The organism is Pseudomonas sp. PvP001 (assembly GCF_040546375.1).
GTDB classification, from domain to species: domain Bacteria; phylum Pseudomonadota; class Gammaproteobacteria; order Pseudomonadales; family Pseudomonadaceae; genus Aquipseudomonas; species Aquipseudomonas coleopterorum.
The window spans coordinates 1,736,997-1,761,928 of sequence record NZ_JBEPNQ010000001.1 but is presented as its reverse complement, the minus strand read 5'-3'; the positions used below and the strand labels follow the sequence as shown (position 1 = coordinate 1,761,928).

28 protein-coding genes and 1 other RNA gene are annotated in these 24,932 nt (G+C 59.4%); 20 read left to right on the top strand and 9 right to left on the bottom strand.

Going from position 1 to position 24,932, the window contains the following annotated elements; all coding sequences use genetic code 11:
- The first annotated feature begins 1 nt into the window (after position 1).
- The 15 genes from ABMD26_RS08085 to ABMD26_RS08010 all read left to right on the top strand — a co-directional run bounded on the left by ABMD26_RS08085 (position 2) and on the right by ABMD26_RS08010 (position 13,123).
- Positions 2 to 496 (top strand): hypothetical protein, encoded by a 495-nt coding sequence (locus ABMD26_RS08085; RefSeq protein ID WP_354308909.1) that lies wholly within the window; start codon positions 2 to 4, stop codon positions 494 to 496.
- 39 nt (positions 497 to 535) lie between these two features.
- Positions 536 to 865, top strand: a complete 330-nt coding sequence (locus tag ABMD26_RS08080; RefSeq protein ID WP_354308907.1) for a hypothetical protein — start codon at positions 536 to 538, stop codon at positions 863 to 865.
- Positions 866 to 888: 23 nt separating this feature from the next.
- Positions 889 to 1,110 carry a hypothetical protein gene (locus ABMD26_RS08075; protein ID WP_502948306.1) on the top strand — a complete coding sequence of 74 codons (222 nt, stop codon included), beginning with the start codon at positions 889 to 891 and terminating at the stop codon, positions 1,108 to 1,110.
- Between the two features lie 28 nt (positions 1,111 to 1,138).
- Positions 1,139 to 4,348, top strand: a complete 3,210-nt coding sequence (locus ABMD26_RS08070; RefSeq protein ID WP_354308905.1) for a phage tail tape measure protein — start codon at positions 1,139 to 1,141, stop codon at positions 4,346 to 4,348.
- An 18-nt stretch (positions 4,349 to 4,366) separates the two neighbouring features.
- Positions 4,367 to 4,951: a hypothetical protein gene (locus ABMD26_RS08065; protein ID WP_354308903.1), complete on the top strand. Its 585-nt coding sequence runs from the start codon at positions 4,367 to 4,369 to the stop codon at positions 4,949 to 4,951.
- Positions 4,951 to 5,553, top strand: a complete 603-nt coding sequence (locus ABMD26_RS08060; RefSeq protein ID WP_354308900.1) for a hypothetical protein — start codon at positions 4,951 to 4,953, stop codon at positions 5,551 to 5,553. The genes ABMD26_RS08065 and ABMD26_RS08060 overlap by 1 nt, the downstream gene beginning before the upstream one ends.
- Positions 5,554 to 5,557: 4 nt before the next feature.
- Positions 5,558 to 5,956: a DUF6950 family protein gene (locus ABMD26_RS08055; RefSeq protein ID WP_354308898.1), complete on the top strand. Its 399-nt coding sequence runs from the start codon at positions 5,558 to 5,560 to the stop codon at positions 5,954 to 5,956.
- The gene (locus ABMD26_RS08050) at positions 5,953 to 9,156 is read left to right on the top strand and encodes a phage tail protein (protein ID WP_354308896.1); all 3,204 of its coding nucleotides are present in this window, start codon (positions 5,953 to 5,955) and stop codon (positions 9,154 to 9,156) included. Before ABMD26_RS08055 ends, ABMD26_RS08050 begins: the two co-directional genes overlap by 4 nt.
- Before the next feature lie 328 nt (positions 9,157 to 9,484).
- Positions 9,485 to 10,165, top strand: coding sequence for a hypothetical protein (locus ABMD26_RS08040; protein ID WP_354308894.1), 681 nt, complete (start codon positions 9,485 to 9,487; stop codon positions 10,163 to 10,165).
- 9 nt (positions 10,166 to 10,174) lie between these two features.
- A complete protein-coding gene (locus tag ABMD26_RS08035; protein WP_354308892.1) occupies positions 10,175 to 10,630 on the top strand; it encodes a hypothetical protein in 456 nt (151 codons plus the stop codon).
- The gene (locus ABMD26_RS08030) at positions 10,630 to 10,983 is read left to right on the top strand and encodes a hypothetical protein (protein ID WP_354308890.1); all 354 of its coding nucleotides are present in this window, start codon (positions 10,630 to 10,632) and stop codon (positions 10,981 to 10,983) included. The genes ABMD26_RS08035 and ABMD26_RS08030 overlap by 1 nt, the downstream gene beginning before the upstream one ends.
- On the top strand, positions 10,980 to 11,303 hold the full coding sequence (locus ABMD26_RS08025; RefSeq protein WP_354308888.1) for a tail fiber assembly protein: 324 nt from the start codon (positions 10,980 to 10,982) through the stop codon (positions 11,301 to 11,303). The genes ABMD26_RS08030 and ABMD26_RS08025 overlap by 4 nt, the downstream gene beginning before the upstream one ends.
- 504 nt (positions 11,304 to 11,807) lie before the next feature.
- On the top strand, positions 11,808 to 12,248 hold the full coding sequence (locus ABMD26_RS08020) for a lysozyme (protein ID WP_354308886.1): 441 nt from the start codon (positions 11,808 to 11,810) through the stop codon (positions 12,246 to 12,248).
- 51 nt (positions 12,249 to 12,299) lie between these two features.
- A complete protein-coding gene (locus ABMD26_RS08015; RefSeq protein WP_354308884.1) occupies positions 12,300 to 12,530 on the top strand; it encodes a hypothetical protein in 231 nt (76 codons plus the stop codon).
- Positions 12,527 to 13,123 (top strand): hypothetical protein, encoded by a 597-nt coding sequence (locus tag ABMD26_RS08010; protein WP_354308882.1) that lies wholly within the window; start codon positions 12,527 to 12,529, stop codon positions 13,121 to 13,123. The genes ABMD26_RS08015 and ABMD26_RS08010 overlap by 4 nt, the downstream gene beginning before the upstream one ends.
- Before the next feature lie 29 nt (positions 13,124 to 13,152).
- Here ABMD26_RS08010 and ABMD26_RS08005 read toward each other — a convergent pair whose 3' ends face one another.
- The 6 genes from ABMD26_RS08005 to ABMD26_RS07980 form a co-directional block, all read right to left on the bottom strand.
- Positions 13,153 to 13,815, bottom strand: coding sequence for a DUF4145 domain-containing protein (locus ABMD26_RS08005; RefSeq protein ID WP_354308880.1), 663 nt, complete (start codon positions 13,813 to 13,815; stop codon positions 13,153 to 13,155).
- A 322-nt stretch (positions 13,816 to 14,137) separates the two neighbouring features.
- A complete protein-coding gene (locus ABMD26_RS08000) occupies positions 14,138 to 14,599 on the bottom strand; it encodes a hypothetical protein (protein WP_354308878.1) in 462 nt (153 codons plus the stop codon).
- Positions 14,600 to 14,627: 28 nt separating this feature from the next.
- Positions 14,628 to 15,383 (bottom strand): type II toxin-antitoxin system MqsA family antitoxin, encoded by a 756-nt coding sequence (locus ABMD26_RS07995; RefSeq protein ID WP_354308876.1) that lies wholly within the window; start codon positions 15,381 to 15,383, stop codon positions 14,628 to 14,630.
- A 651-nt stretch (positions 15,384 to 16,034) separates the two neighbouring features.
- Positions 16,035 to 16,427, bottom strand: a transfer-messenger RNA (tmRNA) gene (ssrA, locus tag ABMD26_RS07990).
- Positions 16,428 to 16,505: 78 nt separating this feature from the next.
- Positions 16,506 to 16,778: a PA2433 domain-containing protein gene (locus ABMD26_RS07985; RefSeq protein WP_043190822.1), complete on the bottom strand. Its 273-nt coding sequence runs from the start codon at positions 16,776 to 16,778 to the stop codon at positions 16,506 to 16,508.
- Between the two features lie 216 nt (positions 16,779 to 16,994).
- Positions 16,995 to 18,695: a lactate permease LctP family transporter gene (locus ABMD26_RS07980; RefSeq protein WP_354308874.1), complete on the bottom strand. Its 1,701-nt coding sequence runs from the start codon at positions 18,693 to 18,695 to the stop codon at positions 16,995 to 16,997.
- 185 nt (positions 18,696 to 18,880) lie between these two features.
- Between ABMD26_RS07980 and ABMD26_RS07975 the strand changes: the two genes are divergently transcribed.
- Complete coding sequence (locus ABMD26_RS07975; protein ID WP_354308872.1) at positions 18,881 to 19,648, top strand: GntR family transcriptional regulator; 768 nt, start codon at positions 18,881 to 18,883, stop codon at positions 19,646 to 19,648.
- A gap of 48 nt (positions 19,649 to 19,696) precedes the next feature.
- On the opposite strand, the gene smpB is transcribed toward ABMD26_RS07975, so the two are convergent.
- On the bottom strand, positions 19,697 to 20,179 hold the full coding sequence (gene smpB / locus ABMD26_RS07970; RefSeq protein ID WP_043190812.1) for an SsrA-binding protein SmpB: 483 nt from the start codon (positions 20,177 to 20,179) through the stop codon (positions 19,697 to 19,699).
- 258 nt (positions 20,180 to 20,437) lie between these two features.
- On the opposite strand from smpB, the gene ABMD26_RS07965 reads away from it, so the two are divergent.
- Together ABMD26_RS07965 and ABMD26_RS07960 are read left to right on the top strand one after the other, a co-directional pair.
- Positions 20,438 to 20,872, top strand: coding sequence for a type II toxin-antitoxin system RatA family toxin (locus ABMD26_RS07965; protein WP_043190809.1), 435 nt, complete (start codon positions 20,438 to 20,440; stop codon positions 20,870 to 20,872).
- Positions 20,865 to 21,176 (top strand): RnfH family protein, encoded by a 312-nt coding sequence (locus tag ABMD26_RS07960; protein ID WP_354308868.1) that lies wholly within the window; start codon positions 20,865 to 20,867, stop codon positions 21,174 to 21,176. The genes ABMD26_RS07965 and ABMD26_RS07960 overlap by 8 nt, the downstream gene beginning before the upstream one ends.
- Positions 21,177 to 21,237: 61 nt before the next feature.
- Here ABMD26_RS07960 and ABMD26_RS07955 read toward each other — a convergent pair whose 3' ends face one another.
- Positions 21,238 to 21,759, bottom strand: a complete 522-nt coding sequence (locus ABMD26_RS07955; protein WP_354308866.1) for an outer membrane protein assembly factor BamE — start codon at positions 21,757 to 21,759, stop codon at positions 21,238 to 21,240.
- A 98-nt stretch (positions 21,760 to 21,857) separates the two neighbouring features.
- Between ABMD26_RS07955 and fur the strand changes: the two genes are divergently transcribed.
- A complete protein-coding gene (gene fur, locus ABMD26_RS07950; protein ID WP_049858656.1) occupies positions 21,858 to 22,262 on the top strand; it encodes a ferric iron uptake transcriptional regulator in 405 nt (134 codons plus the stop codon).
- A 163-nt stretch (positions 22,263 to 22,425) separates the two neighbouring features.
- On the opposite strand, the gene recN is transcribed toward fur, so the two are convergent.
- On the bottom strand, positions 22,426 to 24,099 hold the full coding sequence (recN, locus tag ABMD26_RS07945; protein ID WP_056845238.1) for a DNA repair protein RecN: 1,674 nt from the start codon (positions 24,097 to 24,099) through the stop codon (positions 22,426 to 22,428).
- A gap of 228 nt (positions 24,100 to 24,327) precedes the next feature.
- On the opposite strand from recN, the gene grpE reads away from it, so the two are divergent.
- Positions 24,328 to 24,894 carry a nucleotide exchange factor GrpE gene (grpE, locus tag ABMD26_RS07940; protein ID WP_354308863.1) on the top strand — a complete coding sequence of 189 codons (567 nt, stop codon included), beginning with the start codon at positions 24,328 to 24,330 and terminating at the stop codon, positions 24,892 to 24,894.
- Positions 24,895 to 24,932: the final 38 nt, after the last annotated feature.

Sequence of the window (24,932 nt, the reverse complement as noted above, 5' to 3'; positions counted from 1 at the left end):
CATGGCCGACAATCTGAACACCGCCGCCGGGTGCCGCCTCGGCATCGGCACCAAGACCGGTGCCAACACCGAAGCCGATTACAAAAAGGACGTCTACGTCGACGTGGGCGAAATCGAGGATCTGGGCGAGTTCGGCGACACCTTCAGCAGCGTGAATTTCACGTCGCTCAAGGATGGCCGCGTGCGCAAGTACAAGGGCACCGCCGATGCGGGCGACCTGACGTTGACGGTCGGCCTGGACAACGGCGACCTGGGCCAGAAAGCCGTGAAGGTCGCGCACAAGGACCGTACCAAGGGTGACTACAACATCAAGGTCACGCTGAACGATGGCGGCCCGACGGCCAACCCGGTAGTGCTGCCGACCACCTTCTATTTCCGGGTGAAGGTGATGAACAACACCGTGGCACCCGGCGCTGCCGACAACGTCGTCCGCCGCAACATCACCATGGGCATCAACTCCGACATCATCGAAGTGATCGCCGGCCCTGCCGCCTGATTGCCGGGGCTTCGGCCCCGCTTCCCAAGGAATTGATCCATGAGCAAAACCCTACACGGCGCGACCTCGGTGCAGGTCGGTGACGAATCCTTCGACTTGACCATTACCCTGGCGGCGGTGCGCAAGATCGAAGCGCACTTTGGTGGCCTGCGCGGCGCTGCGGAATCCCTGCGTGTGCTGAGCGTTGACGGTGTGGCGCTGATCATCGCCGCCGGCGCCGGGCTCAGCGCCGATGCCTCCCGCGAAATGCCCGAAAAGGTCTGGCTGGCTGGTGTTTCCGGCATCGCCGTGCAGCTAACCGGTTACCTCGGCGCGCTGTATAACCCCCGCGGCGAAACGCCGGGAAACGTCGAAGCGGGGAAGGCGTAAGCGCCGTCGAAGATGGCAGCTATGTGGACCGCCTCTTTGCGGTGGCCACCGGCTGGCTAGGCTGGGCGCCGGACATTGCCTGGCGAACACCTCTCCCCGAACTCTTCATTGCCATGGACGCCAAGATCGAATGGGCGCGGATGACAAACCCATTTGGCAGTGGCCGATCGGCAGAAAAACCCAAACCCACCACCGTGGCTGAAAAACTGCGCCAGGCACTGACCGGGCGCAAGGCTGCGCAGTAGATCTGTGAACCATCATTAGGGGCCCCGCATGGCTGATTCCGACGTCCAGGGGATGCTCGTACGCATCGAGGCCACCACCGCTCAGTTGCGCCAAGAGCTGGCGCGGGGCGAAACGGCCGTGGCCAAAACGTCCGGCCAAATCGATAACAGCCTGGGTGTGGTCGATAAAGCCTTCGACCGCACCGGTGCCAATGCCAGCGTGCTACAGCGCTCGATCAGCGCGGCATTCACGGGCATGGGCTTGGCCGCAACGGCTGCGATCGCGGGGCTGGTGGCGATCACCACCAAGACGACCGAGTATGCGCAGGAAGTGCGCAACCTCTCCACGTTGTCGAACACCTCCACCACCGAGTTCCAGCGCATGGCCGCCGGCGCCCGAACCGTGGGTGTCGAGCAGGAAAAGCTGGCCGATATCTACAAGGACACCACCGACCGCGCCGGGGAGTTCATCTCGCGCGGCGGTGGCGAGATGGCGGACTTCTTCAAGGAGATCGCGCCTCGGGTGGGCGTCACCGCTCAGATGTTCGCCAGCCTGTCCGGGCCTCAGGCCCTGCAGCTCTACTACAACTCGCTGGAAAAGGCGGGGCTTAACCAGCAGCAGATGACCACCTACATGGAGGCCATGGCGGATGAGGCTACAGCGCTGATTCCACTGCTCAGGAACAACGGCGCAGGTTTCAAGCAGCTTGGCGATCAAGCGGAGTCGGCCGGCAACATTCTTTCGAGCATCCAGGTGGCTCGGCTGGTTGAGGTCAACCAGTCCATAAAGACGCTGGAGGCATCGTTTGCGGGTGCTTCGCACCAGTTGGTGGCTGGAATGCTGCCTGGTATCGAAAGCGTTACCCAGCGCCTCAACGCGATGTCGAAGAATGGCGTCACCGAAGGCTTGGGCGCTGGCATCGGCTTCCTTGCCGACAACCTGAATATTCTGGTGGCGATCCTGGGGGGCAAGGTAACGGCTGCATTTGTCGGCTACTTGTCGAACCTGGCTGCGAGCACCGCGGCGAGTGCAAAGTCTTTTTCGGCAAACATTGCCCAGGCCGCTAGCGCAGAGCGCGTGGCCACTGCCAACCAGATCGCGGCGCAATCAGCCGTGTTGCGGGCGGAGAAAGAAGCCATCGCAGCACGCGGAACGGCAGTTCAGACGCAGATGTCGATCCAGCTGGCCGAGGCCCGGATGGCGGAGCGGGCCGCGACTGCCCAACTCGCCGCTGCTCAGACCACGCTTAAAACGGCCTCTACCGGCGTACTCGCCCTGTTGGGTGGCCCGGCTGGTGTCGCAGCACTGGCCGTCGGCGCCGGCATAGCGTTCCTCACCATGGGCAGCAATGCCAAGGACGCCGCGAAAAGCCTTGATGACCTGAAGGAACCCCTCGACCAGCTCATCGGGAAGTTCAGGCAGATGACTGCCGAGCAGCGTGCAGGGGCGATGGTTCGGTGGGGCGAAGAGCAAACGCAGGCGGCCAAGCAGGCCGGCGAAGAGTTCTCATCGCTGCAAAACATGATGAAGACGGCGCTGGTCGGCCCACGATCGAGCGAAGCCGGTACAGCTGCCTACCGCACCCTTACTCACGAGATGGAGGAGGCGCGGAAGACCGGGCAGTCGATTATTCCAATTCTGGAAAAAGCCGCAGCCAGCGGTGTTGATCCGAAGACAATCGACGGATGGAAGAAACAGGCTGAGCAGTTCTCCAACATTGACCAGACCGCCAGGATCGCTGAGGAGCGCATCAAAGCGTTGAAGGTCGAAGCCTCCAAGCCGGTTACCGGGGGAAGCGGTGATGACGCTGCCGCGATTAATGCGGGCAACACGTTCCTTCAGCAACTTGAGAAACAGCAGCACACGCTGCAGGACAAGACCGCTCTGGAGCAGGCCGATCGGTTCATCATCGAGAACAAGATCAAGTCCGAAAGTGAGTTGGCCGCCAAGATCCGCGAGCGAGCGAAGGCGATTGATAAGCTCAAGGAGGCCGACAAGGCCGCCACCAAGGGGGAGTCCGAAGCAGAAAGGGCCCGCAAGGCCGCCAACAGCGCGCTGGAACAGCAGGTCAAGACGGCCCAGACATCGTTCGATGCCTTGAAAAAGACCTTCGACCCGGTAGGCGCTGCGGCTGATGAGCTCAAGAAGAAAACCGAAGAGCTCGACCTGCTGTTCCAGAGCAACAAAATTTCGGTTGATGAATACGCCAAGGGCCTTGGCTGGCTGAAGGATCAGTACGACACCACAGTCGCGTCGGCGACCGGCCTGTCACAGGCCATGCAGTATCAGGCGGATCTGGAAAAGCAGCTGAACAACGCGCGGGCTTCTTACGACGCCATGGCATCGGCCGTGGGCATGGGCGACAAGGACTCGGAGCGTGCTCAAGCGCGCCTCGACCTGGAGCGGCAGACCAACGACAAGATCCTTGCGCTACGCACCGACCTGGCCACGGCTACCACCGAAAAGCAACGGCAGGACTTGCAGAAACAGATCGAGCTGACCGAGGAATACGGCACCCGGCAAGTGCAGGTCATGCAGGAAGGCTGGCAGAAGATCGACCAGGCGCAAAGCGACTGGAGCAATGGCGCGACCCGCGCGTGGCAAAACTATCGCGACAGCGCTGCAGATGTTGCTGGCCAGACCGAATCGATGTTCTCCAATGCGCTCAGCAGCACCGAAGACGCCATCGTGCAGTTCGCCAAAACCGGCAAGCTGTCGTTCAAAAGCCTGGCCGACTCCGTTATTGAGGACTTGATCCGAATCCAGGCCAAGCAGGCCCTGGTCGGGCTCGCTAGTTCCGCCTTTAGCTTTCTGTCCGGCGGTAGTGCAGCTCTCGGACAGGGAACCATGACCGGATTCAGCGAAGTTGTCGCGAATGCCAAGGGCGGCGTTTACGACTCTCCCAGCCTGTCCTCCTTTTCCGGTGGTGTCTATGACAGCCCGCAGGTTTTCGCTTTTGCCAAGGGCGCAGGCGTTTTTGGCGAAGCTGGGCCGGAAGCGATCATGCCGCTGACGCGTGGCGCGGACGGCTCATTGGGCGTACGTGCTTTGGGCGGCGGCGATACCGACTCAAGCTCGAAGGCCGCCAGTACCCTGGCGGGCGTGACTCAGCATTTTCACTTCGGTGGCGGCGGTGATGCGGTGTCCAGGGCGGAGCTCAAGCAGGCGGCGCAGGAAGGCGCACAGGCCGGCTACCAGATGGTGCTCGGCGACCTCAAAAGAAACGGGGCAGCCCGACAACTGATCAATCGCCGGTGACCGGCTTTAGGAGTACCCATGGCGCTTGAGTGGCCTGAATCGCTGGAACCGACCGAAACCTCGTGGGGCATGACGTACAACAACCAGGCGTTCACCTCGACACTCTCCAACGCGCAGCAGATCGTTGGCTACCCTGGCGCCTACTGGATGTGCACGCTGACCTTCGGCGTGCTGTTTGAAGAGGATGAGCGGCAGCTGACGGCGTTGATCGGTCGACTGCACGGGATGTTCGGCACGGTAAAGATTCCCGCGCTCACGCGCACCCGTGACGATGACGTGGGTGCGGCGGTGGTGGTCTCTGGAGTGGCCCAGGCCACTACCATGATCATCGGCGGCGTCACTCCAAACGCCAGGGTTTTTTCCCTAGGCGACTACCTGACGATCGAAGGCGAGATGTTCGAAGTTGTGCAGGACGCCTTCGCGAATGCCCAGGGCAGGGTCACGGTGATGCTGAACAAGCGTATCCGTCGTTCGCTCAAGGCAGGTACCGCGGTGGAGTACCGCAACCCGTACTCGGAAATGCGCCGCGTCGTGGATACCCACGAGGTAGCCATTCAGCCGGTGGTATCCAACTGCACCCTGCAATTCCGGGAGGCCTTCTGATGGCTACTTCGTTTCCCTTCAGCCAAGGCGTGATCGACATCCTGTCCACCGGTCGCTTCATGGTGGTCTATGCCTGCCAGTTGGATTTCATCGACGGCATGGTGTACGCACACACGGGCACCGGACAGATCGTCATCGAAGGCATCACCTATGAGGGCGTCGGTCAGTTCGGGGAGATTGGGCAGTCGCAGGAAAGCGATAACTCTGGGTCGCCCATGTCTGTTGATCTGAAGCTGTCAGGCCTGGACGCCTACATCCTTCGCGAGACGAACATCCGGGGCTGTCGCGGCAGGCCTGGCAAGCTCATGTTTGTCGCATTCGACGAGGCCGGCAACTACGCGGCCGACATTCTGTTCTCCGGCCGCATGGACGCCGCCGAGTTTCAGTTCGGCGGAAACGGCAGCAACGGCAACAGCATCATCGTCCCGGTGATCGACCGAATGGCGGAGTGGAACCGCACGGGCACCGAGCGCTGGACGGATGAAAACCACCAGGCCCGCCACGACGGCGATCGCTTCTTCTACGCCGTCGCACAGATGGCCGAATGGCCCCTGTATTGGGGCGCTGGCAAGGATGCTCCGGCGTTCACCTACGAAAAGTGACCCTATGCGAAATCGAGATTGGACCACGCGTCTGCACGACGTCATCAAGGCCGCCCTAGAGCGGCCTTTTTCATGGGGCGAATTTGACTGCTGCCTGTTCGCTGCTGACTGCACAGTGGCTGTGTGCGGGGTTGATCCTGCTGAGCTGTACCGCGGCAAGTACCGCACCGAGGCAGGTGCCAAGCGCGCGCTGAAGAAGAACCATGGCAGCCTCGAGGCGGCGTGGGACGCATGTTTCGCCCGAGTGCCGCCGGCATTCGTCCAGCGCGGAGACGTCGCCATGTACGAAGGACCGCAGGGTAAGGCCATCGCAGTGTTCTGGGCGGGCGAATTCTGGGCAGCGACCAATGACGGCGCCGCTCGGGTGGTGTGTGAGCCGACAACAGTGTGGAGAGTTGAATGAGCGGCGGAGTCAGGAAAATTGCTCAGGTCGCCGTGGGCGCTGTCGTCGGCTTCGTCCAGGGCGGTCCGGTCGGCGCGGTCGTCGGCGCCGGTCTGGCGTTCTATGCCGCTTCCCAGCAGGAGGCGCTTACCAACAGTTCGTCAACGCGTGCCAGTGAGCCGTCCGCTCAGACGGTTCGGTCGTCAAAGGCGCCGATCCGTTTCATCCTGGGTCGCGTCAGCACCGGTGGCGTGCTTGTCTGGGCTCAGGAGCAGAGCGGCGTTCAACTGGCAGGGGAGTGGGTGCACCTGGTTTATGTCCTGAGCGAAGGCCCCGTCAGCAGGCTGGAAGACATTTTTCTGGGGCAAGAATCGATCAGCAAGTTTGGCGACGATGCCACGTACGAGCTGGTGGTCAACCCGACCACGGTCAACGCCTTTCTAAAGGCGAACTGCCCTGACTGGAAAGACACGCAGATCGGCCGGGGCCTGTCCTATGTGCGCCTCTCGCTGCGTTACAACGCCGAGAAATTCCCCTCAGGCATTCCGGACGTGCGGTTTGTGGTGCGAGGGCGCGACGACATTTACGATCCGCGCACCGGCGCCTCCGGCTACACCCAGAACACGGCGCTGCACATCCTCTGGTATCTGCGCACCCGGTGCGGCGTGCCTGACGACGAGATCGTGTTTCCCACCTTCGCCAGCGCGGCCAACGTGTGCGACGAGCTGGTGACGAACGCAGACGGCACCAGCAGCCAGCGTTACACCACGGCTTGCGTGATCGCCGCCGATGAGCAGCGCACGCAGGTCATCCAGAAGCTGGAGGCGTCGTGCGCAGGCAAGCTTATCCGGGTGGGTGGTCGCTGGATGCTGCAGGCCGGTGCCTACTATGGCCCCTATGACTTCGAGATCATTGAAGACATGGTCATCGGTGTCATCAAGGGCGGTACCGAATCGACCAACGATGCGGCCATCAACACGGTGCGCGGTACCTTCATTGATACCACCCAGGCATGGGCCGAGACGGACTATCCCGAGGTGGTGGTCAGCCAGTGGCTGGCCGAGGACGGTGGCGAAGCGGCGGAGACGTTGAGCTATCCCTATGTGACGGACGCCTATCAGCCGCAACGCCTGGCCAACATCGAGTTGCGCCGGCGGCGCGCGGGCGGCGCGATTAGCATCCCGATGAACTTTGCCGGGTATAACTGCCGTCCGGGCCGCGTGGTACGCGTGAACCTGCCATTGTTGAACATTTTGGGCGAGTTCATCGTCACCAACTGGGCCATGGGCGCCAAGGAAGGCTGTACGGTTTCTCTGGCTCAGTATGAGCAGGCAATCTTCGATGACGCCGTGGGCCAGCCCTACAACCCTCTGGGCTTCATCAGCCTGCCGTCGGGTGGCCTGGGCTCGCCCACCGGCCTTGCCTGGACGCCAGATACCTCCGCAGAGGTGGTGCAGGGCGTGCTGTCGTGGAACCAGCCGGCCGGTATCGTCTCGGCCTTCGTGGTCACCGTGCGCCAGGGCGGCGCCGTTGTGCAGGCCCACACCATCCCGGCGACCAGCAGCCAATGCAACATCAGTGGGTTGGGATCGGGCAGCTACACCATGAGTGTTGCCGCGATCGGGCCCATGGCGCGCTCGGGCGAGGCATCCATCACGGTATCGATCGACGGCCCGCCTATGCCGGAAGCCTGCGTCGTGCAGGCCTCGATTGATTCGATCACCCTGATCCCGAGCAACACCCTGCGCGGGCTGAATGGCGGCTTCTATGAGTACTTCTTCAGCACCAACCCCAAGGCACAAGCATCGGACGCCCAGTACCTGGGGCAGGGCCTGACCTTCACGCACACCGGCCTGGCCTTCTACACGAACTACTACTATTTCGTGCGCTCGGTGAACGCCTATGGCAAGAGCGCGTTCCTGTACGTGGCTGCGGCCACCTCCAACGATGTGGGCGCCTACCTCGAGGCTTTGACAGGCCGCCTCACGGAAACACAGCTCGGCGAGCACCTGCTTGACCGGATCGACTTGATCGACGGCTCGGGTCCGGGATCGGTAAACGATCGTCTGGACGAGCTGAAAGCCGATATCGGCGACTTGGTAGATGCTCTGGAGTACGAACCGTCGAAGGCCTATGCAGCGGGTGAGACCATACGCCAAGGACAGCGTCTGTACACGGCAAAGGTTGCAGTGCCGGCGGGTGAGGCCAATGCTCCGCCCAACGGCAACTATTGGCTGGACACGGGCCAGGTCGTGCAAGCGGCCAACGGCCTCGCTGCGCAGGTGCAGAAAAACACCGCGGACATCAGCACGGTCGATGACAAAACCACAGCGAACGCGGAGCAGCTGTCCGGCGTTGAGTCTGCCATCAATGATCCGGCCACAGGTCTTGCGGCAAACGCCAACGGGATCAGCAGCCTGAAAAGCACTGTGGACAAGCAGGGTTCAGACTTGACGGCGACCGCGCAAAGGGTGGACGGCCTGACGGCGCAGATCACACCAGACCTGACCGGGGATGATGGATGGAACGTCGGCGAGGACACCGTCTACGCGGGTACCGTCACCGTGCAGTCGGTGACAGTCAATGCAACGAACGCCGTCGCCCAGCGCATCGACAGCATCAATGCGTCTATTGGCCAAACCAATGCGGCGCTTTCCTCCGAGCAGACCGCCAGGGTCAGCGCAGACAATGCGCTGTCAACGCGCGTGGATACGGCCCAGGCCGCTGTCAATGGGGCCACCGCAGCAGTTCAGCAGACCAGCAGTGCGTTGGCCAACACCAATGGGAAGCTGGCCGCTATCTGGTCGGTGCGGATGGAGCTTACTCAGGACGGCCAACCCTACGCAGCGGGTTTCGGGCTTGGGCTCGAAGCAGGTTCGAGCGGCGCTCGATCCCAGTTTGTGGTGCGCGCCGATACATTCTTGGTGATGAACACCAACAACAAGGATCCGCAGTCGTTCTTCGCCATCACCGGCGGGCAGACGTTCATTCAGGCGGCCTATATCCAGGATGGAACCATCACCAATGCCAAGATCGGCAGCTACATCAGCTCGACGAACTACGTCGCGGGGCAGTCAGGATGGATCCTGAACAAGAACGGCACGCTTGAAATAAACGGGATGGTCGCCGGCGGCGGGCGTCTGGTGATCACCAATCGATCCGTGCGGGTTTACGACAACAACAACGTCAAGCGCGTGCAATTGGGAGACCTCACCGAATGAGCTTTGGACTGGCGACATGGGGGCCGGACGGGGCGCTACAACTCGATCCGACCTCATTCACGATGCGTGTGGTGTTATCGGCGCTGGTCAGCTTTCCGACGAACCCAAGCAGCCCAAAGGCCTCGCAGGACTTCTCGGTGCCAGGCATCACGCCGAGCAATGGAACAGCAACAGTAATCCCTATCGGTGCGTATTCGGGCGCTACTCAATTCGAGACTGAGGTGCTCAACGATGTGGTGCGCGTTTACAACTGGAACCGAGGTTTTCCCGCAGGGACATGGACGGCCACTGCGGGGACCATGAGGCTACTTGTCATAAGGTTTGCATAATGGCGTACGGCCTGGAATTCACCAACAACAGCAACGTAGTCACGCTGGACTCCGAGTACGCGCGACTTTGCGTGATGTGCAGTGGGCGATATGCGCCTACCGAGGAGTCCGGGCTGGGTTCTACCACCTCTTTCCCATTCACCATAACCAGCACGGAGCCGCCCCTGATCTTCGTGAGACCGGACACCACCGGCAATATCTCCGGTCTCTGCTTTGCGCGCGTCATCGGGTCGCCCGGCGCTTGGACGGGCTTCTACGTCCGAGCCTATGACGTAAATACCGCACAACCAAACGGTCGATACTTCGCAGCAGCGTTCATGGCTACGCGTGTCGCTACATGGGGGATGGATCTATGGGACGGCGCGGGTAAGTTGCTCTTCGACAGCGGAACCCCGTCTGCGCTCTTTACTCGTGCCTATCAGAACTGGACGTTCGTAAAGTCCGTGCCAAGCGGCGGCGCAGCTTTTTTCAACTATTACACCGTGCCGTTCAACTTTCCCGCCAATGAATACATGATGCTGAACAACTTCTCCATGAGCATGGTGGCGGGCAACGCGCCAGGCAGGCTGTTGTATTGCTGGTGGGATTTCCCATCCGGAACACTTTGGGCCATTACTTCCGGCACCAGTAACCCAACAGCTTTCTACCTGCCTGCGCTCTTCGCCAAGATGAATAATTAGGGGTCAATAATGGCAAGACAGATTGTCGATATCACCACCGTTCAGGCGAACGGGAAGAGAGGCGAGCCAGCACCGTCTGCCTTTGCAAAGCTCAACGCCAACGATGGCGAGCTCTACGCACTGATGGGCGTCGGTGGCATTGTCGACTCTGGCTCCAACTCCAACGGCAGCTATGTAAAGTACGCTGACGGCACCATGGAATGTTGGGGCATCAGTCCTAATTCACAAACCGCAAATACTGGGGGGGGGAGTGTTTTTCACTCCATTGCTGTCGGTTTCACCTTTGCTGTTGCTTTCGTAAATATTCCATCAATCGTAATTAGCGCGATTACTAGCGGTGGGTACTATTGCTGGGCTGCTACAGACGGGCAAGCCCAGACATACGGTTTTGCGGCTAGGGTTATTTCACCTGCGAATGGTGCGGCATCTTACCTTTCCTATATCGCAAGAGGTCGCTGGAAATAATGAAGATCAATCTTTCCCCCCAGCGGCGAGACGATACGCTTCAAGTCTCCCGCGTGGGCGCAACACTGATCGTCAACGGAGAGGCATTCGACTTCTCCCGGATGAATGACGGCGACACGCTTCCAGCCTCAGCCATCAAGTGCGAGTGGTTCGTCAACCAATTGGACAAGGTAGGCGGGGAGCTGGAGTTGACCCTACTGCTGCCATTGCCGCAGAACTACAGCCCGGCCCAGGCGTTCCCGGTGCCTTTGCTGGACGTGCCAGATGGTGAGGTTCTGTTCCCCCAACCGCTACCCGAGGTCACTTCCGCACTTGAAGCTGTCGCTTCGCCCGCCCAGGAGCCTGAGGCATGAGCAATATCGACTGGAGCCAACTGATCACCAAGGCGATGAAGGAGCAGGCCGCAGCAGACAGGATGATGGCTGACGCCAAGGCGGAGCTCGCCCGCCGGCGCGCTGCTGCCGACTACGCCATCGCGCCGCTGCAGGATGCCGTCGACCTGGACGATGCCACGGACGTTGAGGCCGCCGCGCTCAAGGCCTGGAAGAAGTACCGCGTCGCGCTTGGTCGAGTTCCATCGCAGATCGGCTGGCCAGCAGCCTCCGAATGGCCATCTCCGCCGGAGCGCTATGTCACGGAAACGATGCGATCGGCGGTTGAGCCAGCAGCTTGATCCAGATGCGTGGCAAACTGAGCGCCAAGAAGGCGGATCTGTGTACCGCTCAGCAGACCATTGCCGAACTGGTGGCGCAACTTGCTAATGCACAAACTCCTGAATAGCCATCCACTGCTACCGTATCGGATGGCTATTCAGAGGCCTAGGCTAGTTAGAACGTATATTGAATCCATCTCCGCCATTTCCATATGCGGTATTGCCACTAACATTTACACCGCCATGGGTATTCCTCTGAGATACTACTATCTTCTGCTCTAACTCATTAATCCTCAGAGAGTTTTGCTGGATCACGATCATTGCTTGAGATGCAATTTTTCTTGATTTCCACGCATTTATTAAAGAGATTATTGCTGTTGCGAGCGATATTAGTGCGACGGCCATTTCCACTTTATTCACCAAGTCCTAAAGGATGAGTGACATGTCTATCACCTGAATAAAATTACTGCAAATACAAACCTGTATCCCCGCCCAGCGCGGGCTTTTTTTCGCCTGGAGAAACACATGAAGACCTCACCGAAGGGCATCGCCCTCATCAAATCCGCCGAGGGGCTGCGACTCAAGGCCTACCCGGACCCCGGCACCGGCGGCCTTCCCTGGACGATCGGTTACGGCAGTACATCGGGCGTCACCCGGAACATGGTCATCACCGAAGCCCAGGCCGAGCAGATGCTGGCGACCGACCTGGTCCGGTTCGAGGGCATCGTGGAGCGCCTGGTACGGGTGCCGCTCAACCAAGGCCAGTTCGATGCGCTGGTGTCGTTCACCTACAACGTCGGGGAGGGCAATTTCACCAAGTCGACGCTGCTGCGCAAGCTGAACGCTGGCGATGCCGCTGGCGCCGCCGAGCAGTTCTCGCGCTGGGTCAACTCTGGCGGCAAGGTGCTGCCGGGCCTGGTCAAGCGCCGCGCCGCCGAGCGATCCCTGTTCCTGGGTATCGCGTGACCTGACCAACAATCCTGCGCTTCACTGCGCTGCTTTCCAAAGGTGACCACCGTGGCTGCTTACACCGTTCAAAACGTTTTCCCTTGGCGCCTCTCCAATTCACCGGTCGTGATAACCGCTGTAGTCAAGTCCGGCACGGTCATAGTCGAGAAGCCATCCGGCGAAACCTGGGTTCCCGCCTTCACATTCACAGAAACCGCCTGCCAGGCCTTGTGGCTGGGCCGTGGCAGCTTCCGCGTGACACCGACTGGGAACGCGGTCTATGAGATCGATGAACTATGACGGTCACGGCAGGGAGTGCAGTGAGCACGGGGCCGGGCAACAAGGCCTCGATTCAAGGCGTCATTGCCAGCAAAGAGGATCGCCGCGGGCTGCAGCTGATCAAGAACTACAAGTTCGCGGCTGACCTTGCTGGGTGGTCGGCGGACCCAGGCTACGCGCGAAAGACAGAAGCTGGCTTCAACGGCGGTGACCCGTTTGTCGAGTACAATGGCGTGTCAGGCAATTTCGACAACTTCACCACTTCGAACGATGCTGATTCGGGGATGCTGGTGGAGCCGTCCACTACCTACATCGTCAGCGGTACCCGAACCGCCACCTTCACAGGGAACTATCCTCAGGTGCAGATCAATACCGGCGCAGATGACGGCGCCGGCCATGCCTTCCCAGGCACCACCCTGGCGTCCATGCGATTCACGGCAGCTGCGGCCGAAGCTCGTTGGTCGCTGCAGTTCACCACCGGCGCCGATACGAAGAGGGTCTGGATCCGATTCCAGGGCCTGGGCGGCGTGGGAGGGTTGAGGCTGATGAAACTCAATCTGACCAGGGATGCTGCTGTTCAGCCGTACCGAGACTACTTCGACAGCGGCAGGTGAAGCGCCGTGCTGCCCTATTCTGGAAGCCCCTATGTATCTCCCGGTTTTGCTTTATCCCGTGCCTCGATACCCTTTAGTTTGTCTGGAGGCAACGATCTGAAGATTTCATCTGCTTCGTTAGGGTCGGTTATGCAGCTTTGGACTATAAGGTTGATGAGTCGAAAAAGCGCAAGAGCCAGCTCTGGAGAGTCGTTGAGATCCATCGTTCCAGGATGAACTGATTCGTTTCCGATTACCCTCAGAGAGTCCAGTGATCTCTGCACCTTCGCAGGCAGTCCTTGTCGGACCAATTCGCCAATCTGACTATTGATATCGCCCTGTTTCTGAAGTAAATGATTGCAAATTTTCTGCACGGATAACCTCAACAGTGCTGCTGCAGCTCTGGGAGAGGTGGAGCAGATCAGCCGGGCCTCTTCATAGTCAGGCTGGATATGCACAGGAAGGTCCGGATGATGTGGCGGTGCCTCCGTCGCGATTGGGTACAACAGGGCACCACCAGTTTCTTGCGCGCCGACGCTCTCTCCTGCGAGATACTTACGCCAGATGGAGCTTTGCTGGCAGCGAGCACACCTGGCAATCCACACTATCGGATCGTACCGAAGCCACTCCATGTGTGAATAAGTCCCGCATTCAGGGAATGGACAATGAAAGTTGTCGGTTTGAAAGCGCGGAGGCGCAAAGTCTTTGGTCATTCAGGTCACTCGCTGGGCTGGTGGCGGACTAGTATTATCCTGTAGCGATTGCCACCCATCACAGCTCCTGCAGCGGATGTGTGGGAAGGGGTCGTTGTGCACGGACCAGAATCTGGTCTAGGTGTCAACGTCACTCAGCTTGGGTGTAGGGTTCAGCCATTCCAGCGTGCCCATATGCGCCCTATACAAACTTACCTGCATTAGCCATAAGCCAGTTTTTTCGCTAGCGTATAATCTTGAAGGTGCAGGTATGACGTAGGTGGAGGTGGTGCTAGCCTTCTTCGTGTGGGTCAGCATCACCAACTATACTGAAATTCATAGCTTAAAGATTGCCGTTATTGCTTTCGCTAGTTAAATTCCCATCAAGAATTGCCAAGCCCTGCAAGCGCATCATGGCGCATTGTGCAATTAGGAAATTCCTCCAATAAGGAACTACAAAGCCGACTGCTCTGGTCAAGGCGAAGTCGTCCAACTCAGTTTGCTTGTATCGTTTAGCTAACGCAAACTCGGCTGCTATACCACATTCAATGGTAATTACGTCGTTTTGCTCTGGGCCCAGTTTTGTTTCTAAAGCTGCAGGGGTTGGCTCTGAGTCGGTATCATGCAATCGTGCCCACTTTGCTCCAAATTTAAAGAAGACTTTAAAGAGGCCCGTACCTTCAGACTTTGAAACGATTGACTGAGAACGCTCGACAAAGACAAGAGTTCGGAACTCCAAACCGGCTAAATCTATGACAGAGGTTGGATCAAAGGCGTCTGCAATGGCTGCGTTGACTTGTGTCACGTAGACGTCTTTGAACTCTGGGGTATCCCTACCGTCGGGTATGGCGGTCATAGTCTGTCTCGCTGTACTTTGGGACTAGGTGCGATTGGAGATTTTCTTCTTCGCCATATAGACGAGTCTGTTTATCCACTAGGTCTTTTTCGTTCCATACACCAAGCGAATTTGCCACCAGCATCACGTCATGATCTTGTAGTGTAACGGCTGTAAATTTTGGGTTGCTTTCAATTTGAGATAATGTGACGACTCTTGTTACATCGATCAGCGCATTGGTTAATACAGTTGTCATCTCGCCGCGGTGCAGAGCTTGTACCTGATAATGATAATTTCGCTGCGCCCGAATATGTCCAGTGGTGGTCTTCATGATTTTGGCAGAGGCTTTATTCTGGAGCCAGGCTCTAGCAGTTGGCAACTCAAAAGCCATCCTCACTAAGTTATCCATGGCTTCGGATTGTGCGACATCATCGGCTTCGTACTTCGCAAATGAATTAGGTCCGCCGCCAAACATAAAGGACGCTTGGGCTTGAGTAAGGCCAATCTTCTTGCGAACTTCGCGCATTTCAAGTCCTGTCAACCTTCCCTCAGCTTGTTTCTGAAAGGCGGTCATTGCACGCTGGTTATCTCGTACCTGCGCCGAAGAAGCTTGAGCGCAACCGCACGAATCACAGACAGATGCTTTGGTGTATACAAGGCCAACGACGCCTTGATGCTCGACTTTGCGGTTACGCCCTGCCTCGTGCAAGCTCCCTTCGCCGCAAAGGGGGCAAATTTCAATTTGAGTGCTCATGTTTCCTCCCTAGCGGTCTGAGGTGTGGCAGGAGACTAGCAAGATAAGCCCACCTAGCTTGCCAATGCAAAATTTGACGTAGTAGGTCACATCCAGTTCCTTGTAGGCGTATTCATTCCATTCCTTCCTGGAGACACGGTAGGCGTCGCAGGCGGCCCAGACTCCCGGTTTGCCTGTCTGACACCACTGAGCGTTGAGATAACGCCCCCGTACCACAGCGTCTTCCAGCAAATCTGCCAGCGCAGATGGATCTAGGTTTAGGTCCTGAACGTTGTCGATACAGTCGTTGGTTGTTGGGCTTATCAGGGCTCCATTAGCAAGCAACTGAAGGACTTCAGCGGGAGGGTACAACGGCCCGTCTGGTATGGTGCGAGCGCTGATCCTTGGTGTCTCGTTGTGAGAATATCGGCTGAGGATCGTCGAGGTTACCATTATGGTAAGTCTACCCTGAGGTGCGCAGGGTGCGCTATCCGTGCTTTAGGTGCGATAACCATTCTCATCTTCCATGCTCATTTTGCCCAGTCATACGCCTACCAAAATCCAATATGTTGAGGCTGGCATTAGGCTGTCATTATGGAGCCAAAACAGCCCTAAAAGGCACAAAAAAAGCACTTGCGATATTCGCTAAGTGCTTGATTTGTAAAGCTTGTTTGGTGGAGCCGGGGGGATTTGAACCCCCGTCCGCCAGTACTCCGCTGTCGGTACTACATGCTTAGCCGTGTCTACTGAGTTAATCCGCAGCCGCCCGACTGGCAGGGTGCATTGGACGAGCTGTGTAAGTTTTAGTCGCTTTGCCCACAGCGTGCTACACGACGATCCTGTTCTGCGTGACGATCACTTTGGGTTTACAGGCATCCCCTGATGATCGCTGGCACCGAAGTAGCCAGAAGAGCGGCTCAGCTACCGTTAGGCAGCGAGAGCTTGGCCCTCGTAGGTTTCGTCATTGGCAACTATAGAAAGTTGCAACAGTGGATTTACGACTTCTGTTACCAAGTCGGCATGCACCTAAAGTTTCGCAACCGGCGTCGAATCCTAATCGGCCCCAGCCCCTGCGGTTAGGCAGGGGAGACGTAGTCTACGTCATTTTGCGGCGTCAGGCCAACCCTATGGTTGGCGTGGCGGTCAGCCTTTGCTTTTCTGAGCATCCATCAGGATGTTCATGGCATCGGTGGAGTGCGAGATGCAGGCTTTTTCGTCCTTGGCAGCGTGGGCGGCCATGGCTGCTTTGTATGCGTCGTCGTATTGGCTCTTGGCAGGGTCGCCCAGCTGCATGGAGGTGGTCTTGGCGTCGTTCAGCTTCTGCATGTTGACGGCGCACAGGTCTTCAGCTGCGAACACAGGGGATGCTACCAGGGCGGAGGCTACGATCAGGCCGGACAGATAGGTACGCTTCATAAGAATCTCCTTACTCAAGGTGGACTCGGCGCTCCTCGGTAGGATCGGCGTCCGCAGTCAGAAATAGCCCGATTGCTTACGGGCCTGATGAATGGACTTCGCGCCAATGCAGGGGTTCTGTACAAAACGTGTGCGGATGTAAAAAAATTCATAAGGCACCAAAAGGGGGCATGTTAGCCCCCAGGTTTGGTGTGATAGACGTAGATCGGCTGCCGATCAGTGCACCAGCATGCCGGTGAACCAGTATGCTTGGGCCAAGGTGATCAAGCCGATGATGGTGGCGAACAACAGGCTGTGCTTGAGCGTGAAGCGCAGCAGGTCGGACTCCCGTCCCACCAGGCCGGTGGCGGCGCAGGCGACGGCGATGGACTGCGGCGAGATCATCTTGCCGGTCACGCCGCCGCTGGAGTTGGCGGCCACCATCAGCACGTCACTCACACCCAACTGGTGCGCGGTGGTGGCTTGCAGCGAGCCGAACAGGGCGTTGGACGAGGTGTCCGAGCCGGTGAGGAATACACCGAGCCAGCCCAGGAACGGCGAGAAGAACGGGAATGCGGAGCCGGTACCGGCCAGGACCAGCGCCATGGTGGAGGACATGCCCGAGAAGTTGGTGACGAAGGCGAAGGCCAGCACCATGCCGATGGACAGGATCGGCCAGCGGAGTTCGAACAACGTTTCACCGAACGTCTTGAGCGCGGTCTTGATGTCGATGCGCAGCACCATCATCGAGATGATCGCGGCAAACAGAATCGCCGTGCCGGTGGCCGAGATCGGGTCGAACTTGAACACGGCGGGCATCGGTGTGGCGGTGGCGACGATGGGCGCAGTCTTCAGCACCAGTTGGTCCAAGTGCGGGATGGCGAAGTTGAACACGAAGTTGTACATGGCGCCGCCCGGGGCGAACATCGCCTTGAACGGCTTCAGGGTCCAGATGGTGACGAGTACGGTCAGGATCAGGAACGGCGACCAGGCCTTGAGGATCTGCCCCAGGCTGTAGGGCGTTGGCGTCGAGCCACCGACGTTGGTGGCTTTACCTGTTGGCCCTCCGCCCATCACGGCTGCGCCACCGCTGACGGCGACCGTTTCGCTGCTGGCCGCGCGCTTGGGTTGCCAGACTTTGAGGAACAGGGTCAGGCAGACGATGCTGGCCAGGGCCGAGGTGATGTCGGGCAGTTCCGGGCCGATGAAGTTGGAGGTCAGGTACTGCACGATGGCAAAGCTCAAGCCTGCGACCAGCGCCGCTGGCCAGGTTTCCCGAACGCCGCGCAGGCCGTCCATGATGAACACCAGCCAGAACGGTACGATCAGCGACAGCAACGGCAGTTGGCGGCCGGTCATGGCGCCGATCTTGAACGGGTCGATGCCGGTCACTTGACCCGCGACGATGATCGGGATGCCCAGGGCACCGAAGGCCACCGGCGCGGTGTTGGCGATCAGGCACAGGCCTGCGGCGTAGAGCGGGTTGAAGCCCAGGCCCACCAACAGGGCAGCGGTAATCGCCACCGGCGCGCCGAAGCCTGCCGCACCTTCCAGAAACGCGCCGAAGCAGAAGCCGATCAGCAATACCTGCAGGCGTTGGTCGTCGGTGATCGACAGCACCGAGCTGCGGATGATTTCGAACTGGCCGCTCTTCACCGTCAGCTTGTAGAGGAACACAGCGGCCACGATGATCCAGGCGATCGGCCACAGGCCGTACATGAACCCGTAACCCGCGGCGGCCAGCGCCATGTCGGCGGGCATGCCGTAGGCGAAGATGGCCAGGATGATGGACAGCGCCAGCGTGATGCTGCCGGCGATGTACCCCTTCATGCGGAATACGGCCAACGCCAGGAAGAAGAACACGATGGGAATGACGGCAACCAGGGCGGACAGCCCGAGGCTTCCGAGCGGGTTGTAGATCTGCTGCCAGGTTTGCATAAGCTGAGGCCCCTTGTTTTTTTTGGAAGGCTTGGCGCTGTTGTGCGGCTGTTTGATTGCACAGATTGGTAATACCAATTTACAATAAATCCAAGTCAGGTTAGGGCGCAGCCGTGGGGCTGTCAATTTCCTTGTCTATGACTTTGGTCGAGTGCGGCCGAAGCAATCGTGTGTTGGAGCCACCCATGGGTATTGATCAAGTCCGCCAGCGGCGTTTGTCCGATGGCATTGTCGAGCGTCTGGAAGCCATGATCCTGGAGGGCACGCTGCGTGCAGGCGAGCGCTTGCCGGCCGAGCGAGCACTCGCCGAGCAATTTGGCGTGTCGCGCCCCTCGTTGCGTGAAGCCATCCAGAAGCTGGTGGCCAAGGGCATGTTGGTCAGTCGTCAGGGCGGCGGCAACTATGTCTGCCACAAGCTGGGCTCGACCTTCAGCGATCCATTGCTGGCGCTGCTGGAAAGCAATCCGGAGAGCCAGCGCGATCTGCTGGAATTTCGTCACACGCTGGAAGCGTCATGCGCGTTCTATGCGGCGCAGCGCGCCACGGAGATCGATCGTGAACAACTGGAGCTCGCCATGGATGTTCTGGAAGACTGTTACCGGCGGGTCGACAGCGTGACGCGGGAGGAGGAGGGCGTGGCCGATGCCAACTTCCATCTGGCCATCGCCGAAGCCAGTCACAACGCAGTGTTGCTGCACACCGTGCGCGGGCTGTTCGACATGCTCAAGCGCAATATGGTGGTGAACATCGGGGGGATGCATCGGCACAGTGTCGAAACCCGCGACAAGCTCATCGCGCAGCATCGGCGGCTGTTTCAAGCAATCGTCGAGGGGCAGGCAGAACAGGCGCGGGAGTTGGCCAGTCTGCACATCACCTACGTGCAGGGTGTGCTCGACGAGGCGCGGCAGACGGTGCAGCGAACCGCTCGCGCGCAGCGACGCAACGGCTTGTGAAAGCAAGCCGGAAAACGCGGTGAAACCGGCGCTGCAAGGGCGGGTAGATCAGTCTTCCTTGCCCTTGTTGCGCACGGCACGCTGCAGCTCGCGGTTGGAATCGCGCTCGCGCTCGGTGTCGCGCTTGTCGTATTCCTTCTTGCCCTTGCCCAAAGCGATTTCGCACTTGATCAAGTGCTTGCTCCAGTAGATCGACAAGGCCACGCAGGCATAGCCCTTCTGCTGAACCTGGGCGAACAGCTTTTCCAGCTCGCGGCGGTTGAGCAACAGTTTGCGGGTACGCGTCGGGTCGGCGATCACGTGGGTGCTGGCCGTGGTCAGGGGGGTGAAGTGGCTACCCATCAGCCAGGCTTCGCCATCCTTGAGCAGCACGTAGCTGTCCACCAGTTGCGCCTTGCCGGCACGCAGGCTTTTTACTTCCCAACCGGCCAGGACCAAGCCAGCCTCGAAACGGTGTTCGATGAAGTAATCGTGTCGCGCTTTCTTGTTCTGCGCGATGGTCCCTGTAGGGTGTTTCTTTAATTTGGCCATAGGGCGCGCATTATAGGCAGTCGTTGCGCTCTCGGCTACGGTATTGCGGTGTGCTTGAGCGGTTGCAATGAATACCGGACAATACGTGATCTTTTTGGATAGCCTGCGCTCTGCCGCTGTCGACAAAGAAGCCCCATGATTTCGTTGGCATGCCCCCTGTCTGCTGGCATGCCTACCTTATTTTCAAGGCGCCGTTGGCGTCGTCCGGCCGGCGCGTGATGCTCGCGTCCGCCGCCCAGCTTTGGAAGTGACGCTCGCATGACTACCCATATTCAACGCTCGGCTTTGCTGCCATATCCTGCTCAGGCCTTGTACGACCTGGTCAACGATGTGTCGCGCTATCCCGAGTTCCTGCCCTGGTGTTCGGCCACCACCATCCTCGAAGAAACCGACACCTTGATGCGCGCCAACCTGGACATTGCCAAGGGTGGGTTGAGTCAGCACTTCGTGACCCGCAATACCCTGGAGCCCGGTCGCTCCATCGAGATGAATCTGGAGGAAGGCCCGTTCAATCAATTGCACGGTATGTGGGTATTCAAGCCGTTGGGTGAGAAGGCCTGCAAGATCAGCCTGGATCTGTCCTTCGACTACGCAGGCCCTATCGTTCGTGCCACCTTGGGTCCGCTGTTCAACCAGGCTGCCAATACCCTGGTGGATGCCTTTTGCCAGCGCGCCAAGCAGTTGCATGGCTGACCAGTCGATCGAGATTGAAGTGGTCTATGCCGCTGTCGATGACCAGGCATTGATCTCGCTTCAGGTACCCGTGGGTACCACGGTGGCCCAGGCCATCGAAATGTCAGGCATCGCCGTACGCTTTCCACGCGTGAATTTTTCCCAATGCCCGGTAGGCATCTTCGCAAAGCTTGTGGATTCTCCTGCCGAATACGTGCTGCAGGCAGGTGATCGCATCGAGCTCTATCGACCTTTGTTGGCGGACCCGAAAGAAGTGCGGCGATTGCGCGCGGCCAAGGCGGCGCAAGCGCGCAAGGCACGCTGAGACCTGTTTTCTTCGCCCATGAAAAAGCCCGGCATCACCGGGCTTTTTTCGTATCGCCTGCTTACTGCGGCGAAACGTCCAGCGGCTGGGGCGTTGGGACGGGAACCGTCTTCACACCGTCCACATCGCGCTGGATGTCTTCGAGCATCGAGCCAGGCTTGGGCGGCTCGTCGACTTTCTGTGGCTCGCCCTGCTGAGGCACGACATTGGTGTCGGTATCGCTGCCCAGAATCGCCTGGTCCTTGCTGACGCCAGGCATGAAATCGCCGGACAGGCCAACCAGTTGGTCGTTGCCGTTGAACAGGACGCTCATGCGTTCCTGCTGACGTTCGCCGCCGCCTGGCTGCAGGCTGTACAGGTAATCCCAGCGATTGGCGTGGAACGTGTCGACCAGCAGAGGGTTGCCCATGATAAACCTTACTTGCCGACGGGTCATTCCGGGCCTTAACTGGTCTATCATGTCCTGCGTGACGACATTGCCCTGCTGGATGTCGATTTTGTAAACCCCGGGGAATGAACAACCGGCGAGTGCGAGCAGTCCCACGAAGGTGAGGCTGGTTAGCAAGTGCTTGGTGTTTTGCATCGGTGGGCGACTTCCACTATCTTGGCTGGGACAACGTAAACCCCGATCATACCCGTATTAAGAGATGCTGCGAAGCCGCATCGTTGAGAAAGCTGACCATGGTTGATAATAGCGAACTGCGTAAAGCCGGCCTCAAGGTGACCCTTCCACGGGTCAAGATTCTGCAAATGCTGGAATCGGCACAGCAACGCCACATGAGCGCCGAAGAGGTCTACAAGGCGCTGATGGAAGCTGGCGAGGATGTGGGTCTGGCCACGGTTTACCGTGTTCTGACTCAATTCGAAGCGGCCGGTCTGGTAGCGCGCCATAACTTCGACGGCGGCCATGCCGTGTTCGAATTGGCAGACGGCGAGCATCACGACCACATGGTCGATGTGGAGTCGGGTGAAGTGATCGAGTTCACCGATCACGAGATTGAACGGCTCCAGAAGGAGCGTGCGATCCAGAACGGCTACGAGTTGGTCGATCACAACCTGGTGCTGTACGTGCGCCGGCCCAAGTAATCTCGGGCTTGATGCAGAAAGGCGACCCTAGGGTCGCCTTTTTTGTGCGCGGTGTGTCAGTCACGGCCCTTTCGCGGGCAGAGCCCGCTCCCACATGGAGCAGGGTTGCATTGCAGTATTGTGGGAGCGGGCTCTGCCCGCGAAGAGGCCAGACCCGCCACCATCACCCCTTGGCCGTCACCACCATCTTCTTGGCATGCGCCAGCGATTCCTTGGTCAAATCGATCCCGCCCAGCATTCGCGCCACTTCTTCCACGCGTTCGCCCTTGCCCAGGTTCGACACCGCCGTGCGCGTCTCGTCGCTGCCGCGCACCTTGTGCACGAACAGGTGATGATGCCCTTGAGCCGCCACCTGTGGCAGGTGGGTCACGGTCAACACCTGGCCACGTTCGCCCAGGCGACGCAGCAACTGGCCGACGATTTCGGCGGTAGGCCCGCCGATGCCCACGTCCACTTCGTCGAACACCAGCGTCGGGACCCGCGAGGTCTGCGCCGTGATCACCTGGATCGCCAGACTGATCCGCGACAGCTCACCACCCGAAGCCACCTTGGCCAGGGGCTTCATGGGCTGCCCAGGGTTGGCGCTGACCAGCAGCTCAACCTGCTCCAGACCATTGGGGTGCAAATCCTCATGGGCGTTGGCGCGCAGTTCGATAGTGAAGCGCCCGCCAGGCATGCCCAGGCGCTGGATTTCCACTTCCACCGCCGAGGCCAGTTGCGCTGCCGCATGGGTACGCAGGCCGGTCAGCTCGCGCGCTTTTTCCTGATAGTGACGGGCATAGGCCGCCAGTTCTTCACCCAGTTGCTCGATCGACTCGTCGCTGGCGTTCAAGCCTTCCAGCTCTTCGAGCAAGCGGTGTTGCAGCGCCACGACTTCGGTTGGGTGCACGCGATGTTTGCGCGCCAGGGTATAGATAGTGTCGAGGCGTTCCTCGATGTGCTGTAAACGCGCCGGGTCTGCCTCGAAGTGATCGAGAAAGCGATTGAGTTCGCCAACCGCTTCTTCCACCTGGATCTGCGCCGTGGCCAGCATCGAGGCGGCTTCGCCCAGTGCGTTCGGTGCATTGCTGACGCCGCCCAGGCGATTCAGGCTGGCGGTCAGCGCGCTGAGCACGTTGCCCGAATCGTTTTCGCTGCAGTGGTCGATGACCTGGCGGCAGATACCGAACAGTGCTTCGGCGTTGGTCAGGTTCTTGTGTTCCTGTTCCAGCTGCTCCAGCTCATTTTCACCCAGGCCGAGATTCTCCAGCTCTTCCAGCTGATAGCTGAGCAGTTGGTGGCGTGCGCGCTGCTCGTCGCCGGAATCCGACAGGCGTTCGAGTTCCTGGCGAGTCTGCCGCCATTTCTGCGCGGCCAGTTGCACTTGGCGAGCCAGGTCGCTGGCACCGGCATATTCGTCGAGCAGGCGGCGATGGGTGTCGGTCTTGAGCAGCGACTGGTGCTCGTGCTGGCTGTGGATGTCGATCAGCAGCTCACCCAGGGACTTGAGGTCGCCCAGCGGGCAGGGGGTGCCGTTGATGTAGCCGCGCGAACCGCCCTTGGCGGTGATCACCCGGCGCAGAATGCAGGGGCCGTCGGTTTCCAGGTCGCGCTCGGCCAGCCAGGCACTGGCCTCGGGGATATCGACCAGGTCGAACGTGGCCAGAATGTCGGCCTTGTCGGCGCCGGGGCGAACCACGCCGCTGTCGGCACGGTCGCCCAGGGCCAGGCCCAGCGCATCGAGCATGATCGATTTGCCGGCGCCGGTCTCGCCCGTGATCACGCTCATCCCGCGCTCGAGTTCGAGGTCGAGATGTTCGACGATGGCATAGTTGTGTACGGACAGGTGCACCAGCATAAGACCGCCCCCAGGCATGAGTGTCTGGTTATTTATACAGTGTTTCATGCAGGGCTGACAATATTCGTCCTTAGCTCGTTTTCGCCTGATCCCGGGATTTTTTATTGCTGACTCGCAAAGCTCGCGTGTCGCCGCTTGTCGTCAGCCCTTGAAGCGCGGATTTGTGACCCCATATACCGGTCAGAAGCGCGAGTCGACCTCGCGGACGTAATCGAGAGGAGAGAACCAATGGCTGACGAACAGAACCTGGACGATCAGAATCTAGACGCTAATCAGGCTGCCGACGCCGGTGCCGAAGACCTCACCGCGCGCGTGCAATTGCTCGAAGAACAGCTCGTCGCCGCCCAGGACCAGTCCCTGCGCGTAGCCGCCGACCTGCAGAACGTTCGTCGCCGCGCCGACCAGGACGTGGAAAAGGCGCACAAGTTTGCCCTCGAGAAGTTCGCCGGCGACCTGCTGCCTGTGCTCGACAGTCTGGAGCGCGGCATCGAGCTGTCCAGCCCCGATGACGAAAGCATCCGTCCGATGCGCGAAGGCATGGAGCTGACCCTGAAGATGTTCCAGGACACGCTCAAGCGTTACAACCTCGAAGCCATCGATCCGCACGGTCAGCCGTTCAACGCCGAGCATCATCAGGCCATGGCCATGCAGGAAAGTGCGGACGTCGAGCCCAACAGTGTCTTGAAAGTTTTCCAGAAGGGCTATCAGCTCAATGGACGCCTGCTGCGCCCGGCCATGGTCGTGGTCAGCAAGGCCGCCGCACCGGTTTCGCCTTCGATCGACGAGCAGGCTTGAAATCGGCCAAGTGGCCCCCATCTTAGTGTCAAGCGTTT

What these genes read in the sequence shown, in the direction of transcription:
- ABMD26_RS08085 (WP_354308909.1), top strand. Translation starts at nt 2, where the DNA reads ATGGCCGACAATCTGAACACCGCCGCCGGGTGCCGCCTCGGCATCGGC.
- ABMD26_RS08005 (WP_354308880.1), bottom strand. Translation starts at nt 13,815, where the DNA reads ATGACCAAAGACTTTGCGCCTCCGCGCTTTCAAACCGACAACTTTCAT.
- ABMD26_RS08060 (WP_354308900.1), top strand. Translation starts at nt 4,951, where the DNA reads ATGGCTACTTCGTTTCCCTTCAGCCAAGGCGTGATCGACATCCTGTCC.
- fur (WP_049858656.1), top strand. Translation starts at nt 21,858, where the DNA reads ATGGTTGATAATAGCGAACTGCGTAAAGCCGGCCTCAAGGTGACCCTT.
- ABMD26_RS07960 (WP_354308868.1), top strand. Translation starts at nt 20,865, where the DNA reads ATGGCTGACCAGTCGATCGAGATTGAAGTGGTCTATGCCGCTGTCGAT.
- ABMD26_RS07985 (WP_043190822.1), bottom strand. Translation starts at nt 16,778, where the DNA reads ATGAAGCGTACCTATCTGTCCGGCCTGATCGTAGCCTCCGCCCTGGTA.
- ABMD26_RS07965 (WP_043190809.1), top strand. Translation starts at nt 20,438, where the DNA reads ATGACTACCCATATTCAACGCTCGGCTTTGCTGCCATATCCTGCTCAG.
- ABMD26_RS07955 (WP_354308866.1), bottom strand. Translation starts at nt 21,759, where the DNA reads ATGCAAAACACCAAGCACTTGCTAACCAGCCTCACCTTCGTGGGACTG.
- ABMD26_RS08025 (WP_354308888.1), top strand. Translation starts at nt 10,980, where the DNA reads ATGAGCAATATCGACTGGAGCCAACTGATCACCAAGGCGATGAAGGAG.
- smpB (WP_043190812.1), bottom strand. Translation starts at nt 20,179, where the DNA reads ATGGCCAAATTAAAGAAACACCCTACAGGGACCATCGCGCAGAACAAG.
- ABMD26_RS08035 (WP_354308892.1), top strand. Translation starts at nt 10,175, where the DNA reads ATGGCAAGACAGATTGTCGATATCACCACCGTTCAGGCGAACGGGAAG.
- ABMD26_RS08055 (WP_354308898.1), top strand. Translation starts at nt 5,558, where the DNA reads ATGCGAAATCGAGATTGGACCACGCGTCTGCACGACGTCATCAAGGCC.
- ABMD26_RS08010 (WP_354308882.1), top strand. Translation starts at nt 12,527, where the DNA reads ATGACGGTCACGGCAGGGAGTGCAGTGAGCACGGGGCCGGGCAACAAG.
- ABMD26_RS07995 (WP_354308876.1), bottom strand. Translation starts at nt 15,383, where the DNA reads ATGAGCACTCAAATTGAAATTTGCCCCCTTTGCGGCGAAGGGAGCTTG.
- ABMD26_RS08065 (WP_354308903.1), top strand. Translation starts at nt 4,367, where the DNA reads ATGGCGCTTGAGTGGCCTGAATCGCTGGAACCGACCGAAACCTCGTGG.
- ABMD26_RS08050 (WP_354308896.1), top strand. Translation starts at nt 5,953, where the DNA reads ATGAGCGGCGGAGTCAGGAAAATTGCTCAGGTCGCCGTGGGCGCTGTC.
- ABMD26_RS08080 (WP_354308907.1), top strand. Translation starts at nt 536, where the DNA reads ATGAGCAAAACCCTACACGGCGCGACCTCGGTGCAGGTCGGTGACGAA.
- ABMD26_RS08070 (WP_354308905.1), top strand. Translation starts at nt 1,139, where the DNA reads ATGGCTGATTCCGACGTCCAGGGGATGCTCGTACGCATCGAGGCCACC.
- ABMD26_RS08030 (WP_354308890.1), top strand. Translation starts at nt 10,630, where the DNA reads ATGAAGATCAATCTTTCCCCCCAGCGGCGAGACGATACGCTTCAAGTC.
- ABMD26_RS08040 (WP_354308894.1), top strand. Translation starts at nt 9,485, where the DNA reads ATGGCGTACGGCCTGGAATTCACCAACAACAGCAACGTAGTCACGCTG.
- ABMD26_RS07980 (WP_354308874.1), bottom strand. Translation starts at nt 18,695, where the DNA reads ATGCAAACCTGGCAGCAGATCTACAACCCGCTCGGAAGCCTCGGGCTG.
- grpE (WP_354308863.1), top strand. Translation starts at nt 24,328, where the DNA reads ATGGCTGACGAACAGAACCTGGACGATCAGAATCTAGACGCTAATCAG.
- ABMD26_RS07975 (WP_354308872.1), top strand. Translation starts at nt 18,881, where the DNA reads ATGGGTATTGATCAAGTCCGCCAGCGGCGTTTGTCCGATGGCATTGTC.
- recN (WP_056845238.1), bottom strand. Translation starts at nt 24,099, where the DNA reads ATGCTGGTGCACCTGTCCGTACACAACTATGCCATCGTCGAACATCTC.
- ABMD26_RS08020 (WP_354308886.1), top strand. Translation starts at nt 11,808, where the DNA reads ATGAAGACCTCACCGAAGGGCATCGCCCTCATCAAATCCGCCGAGGGG.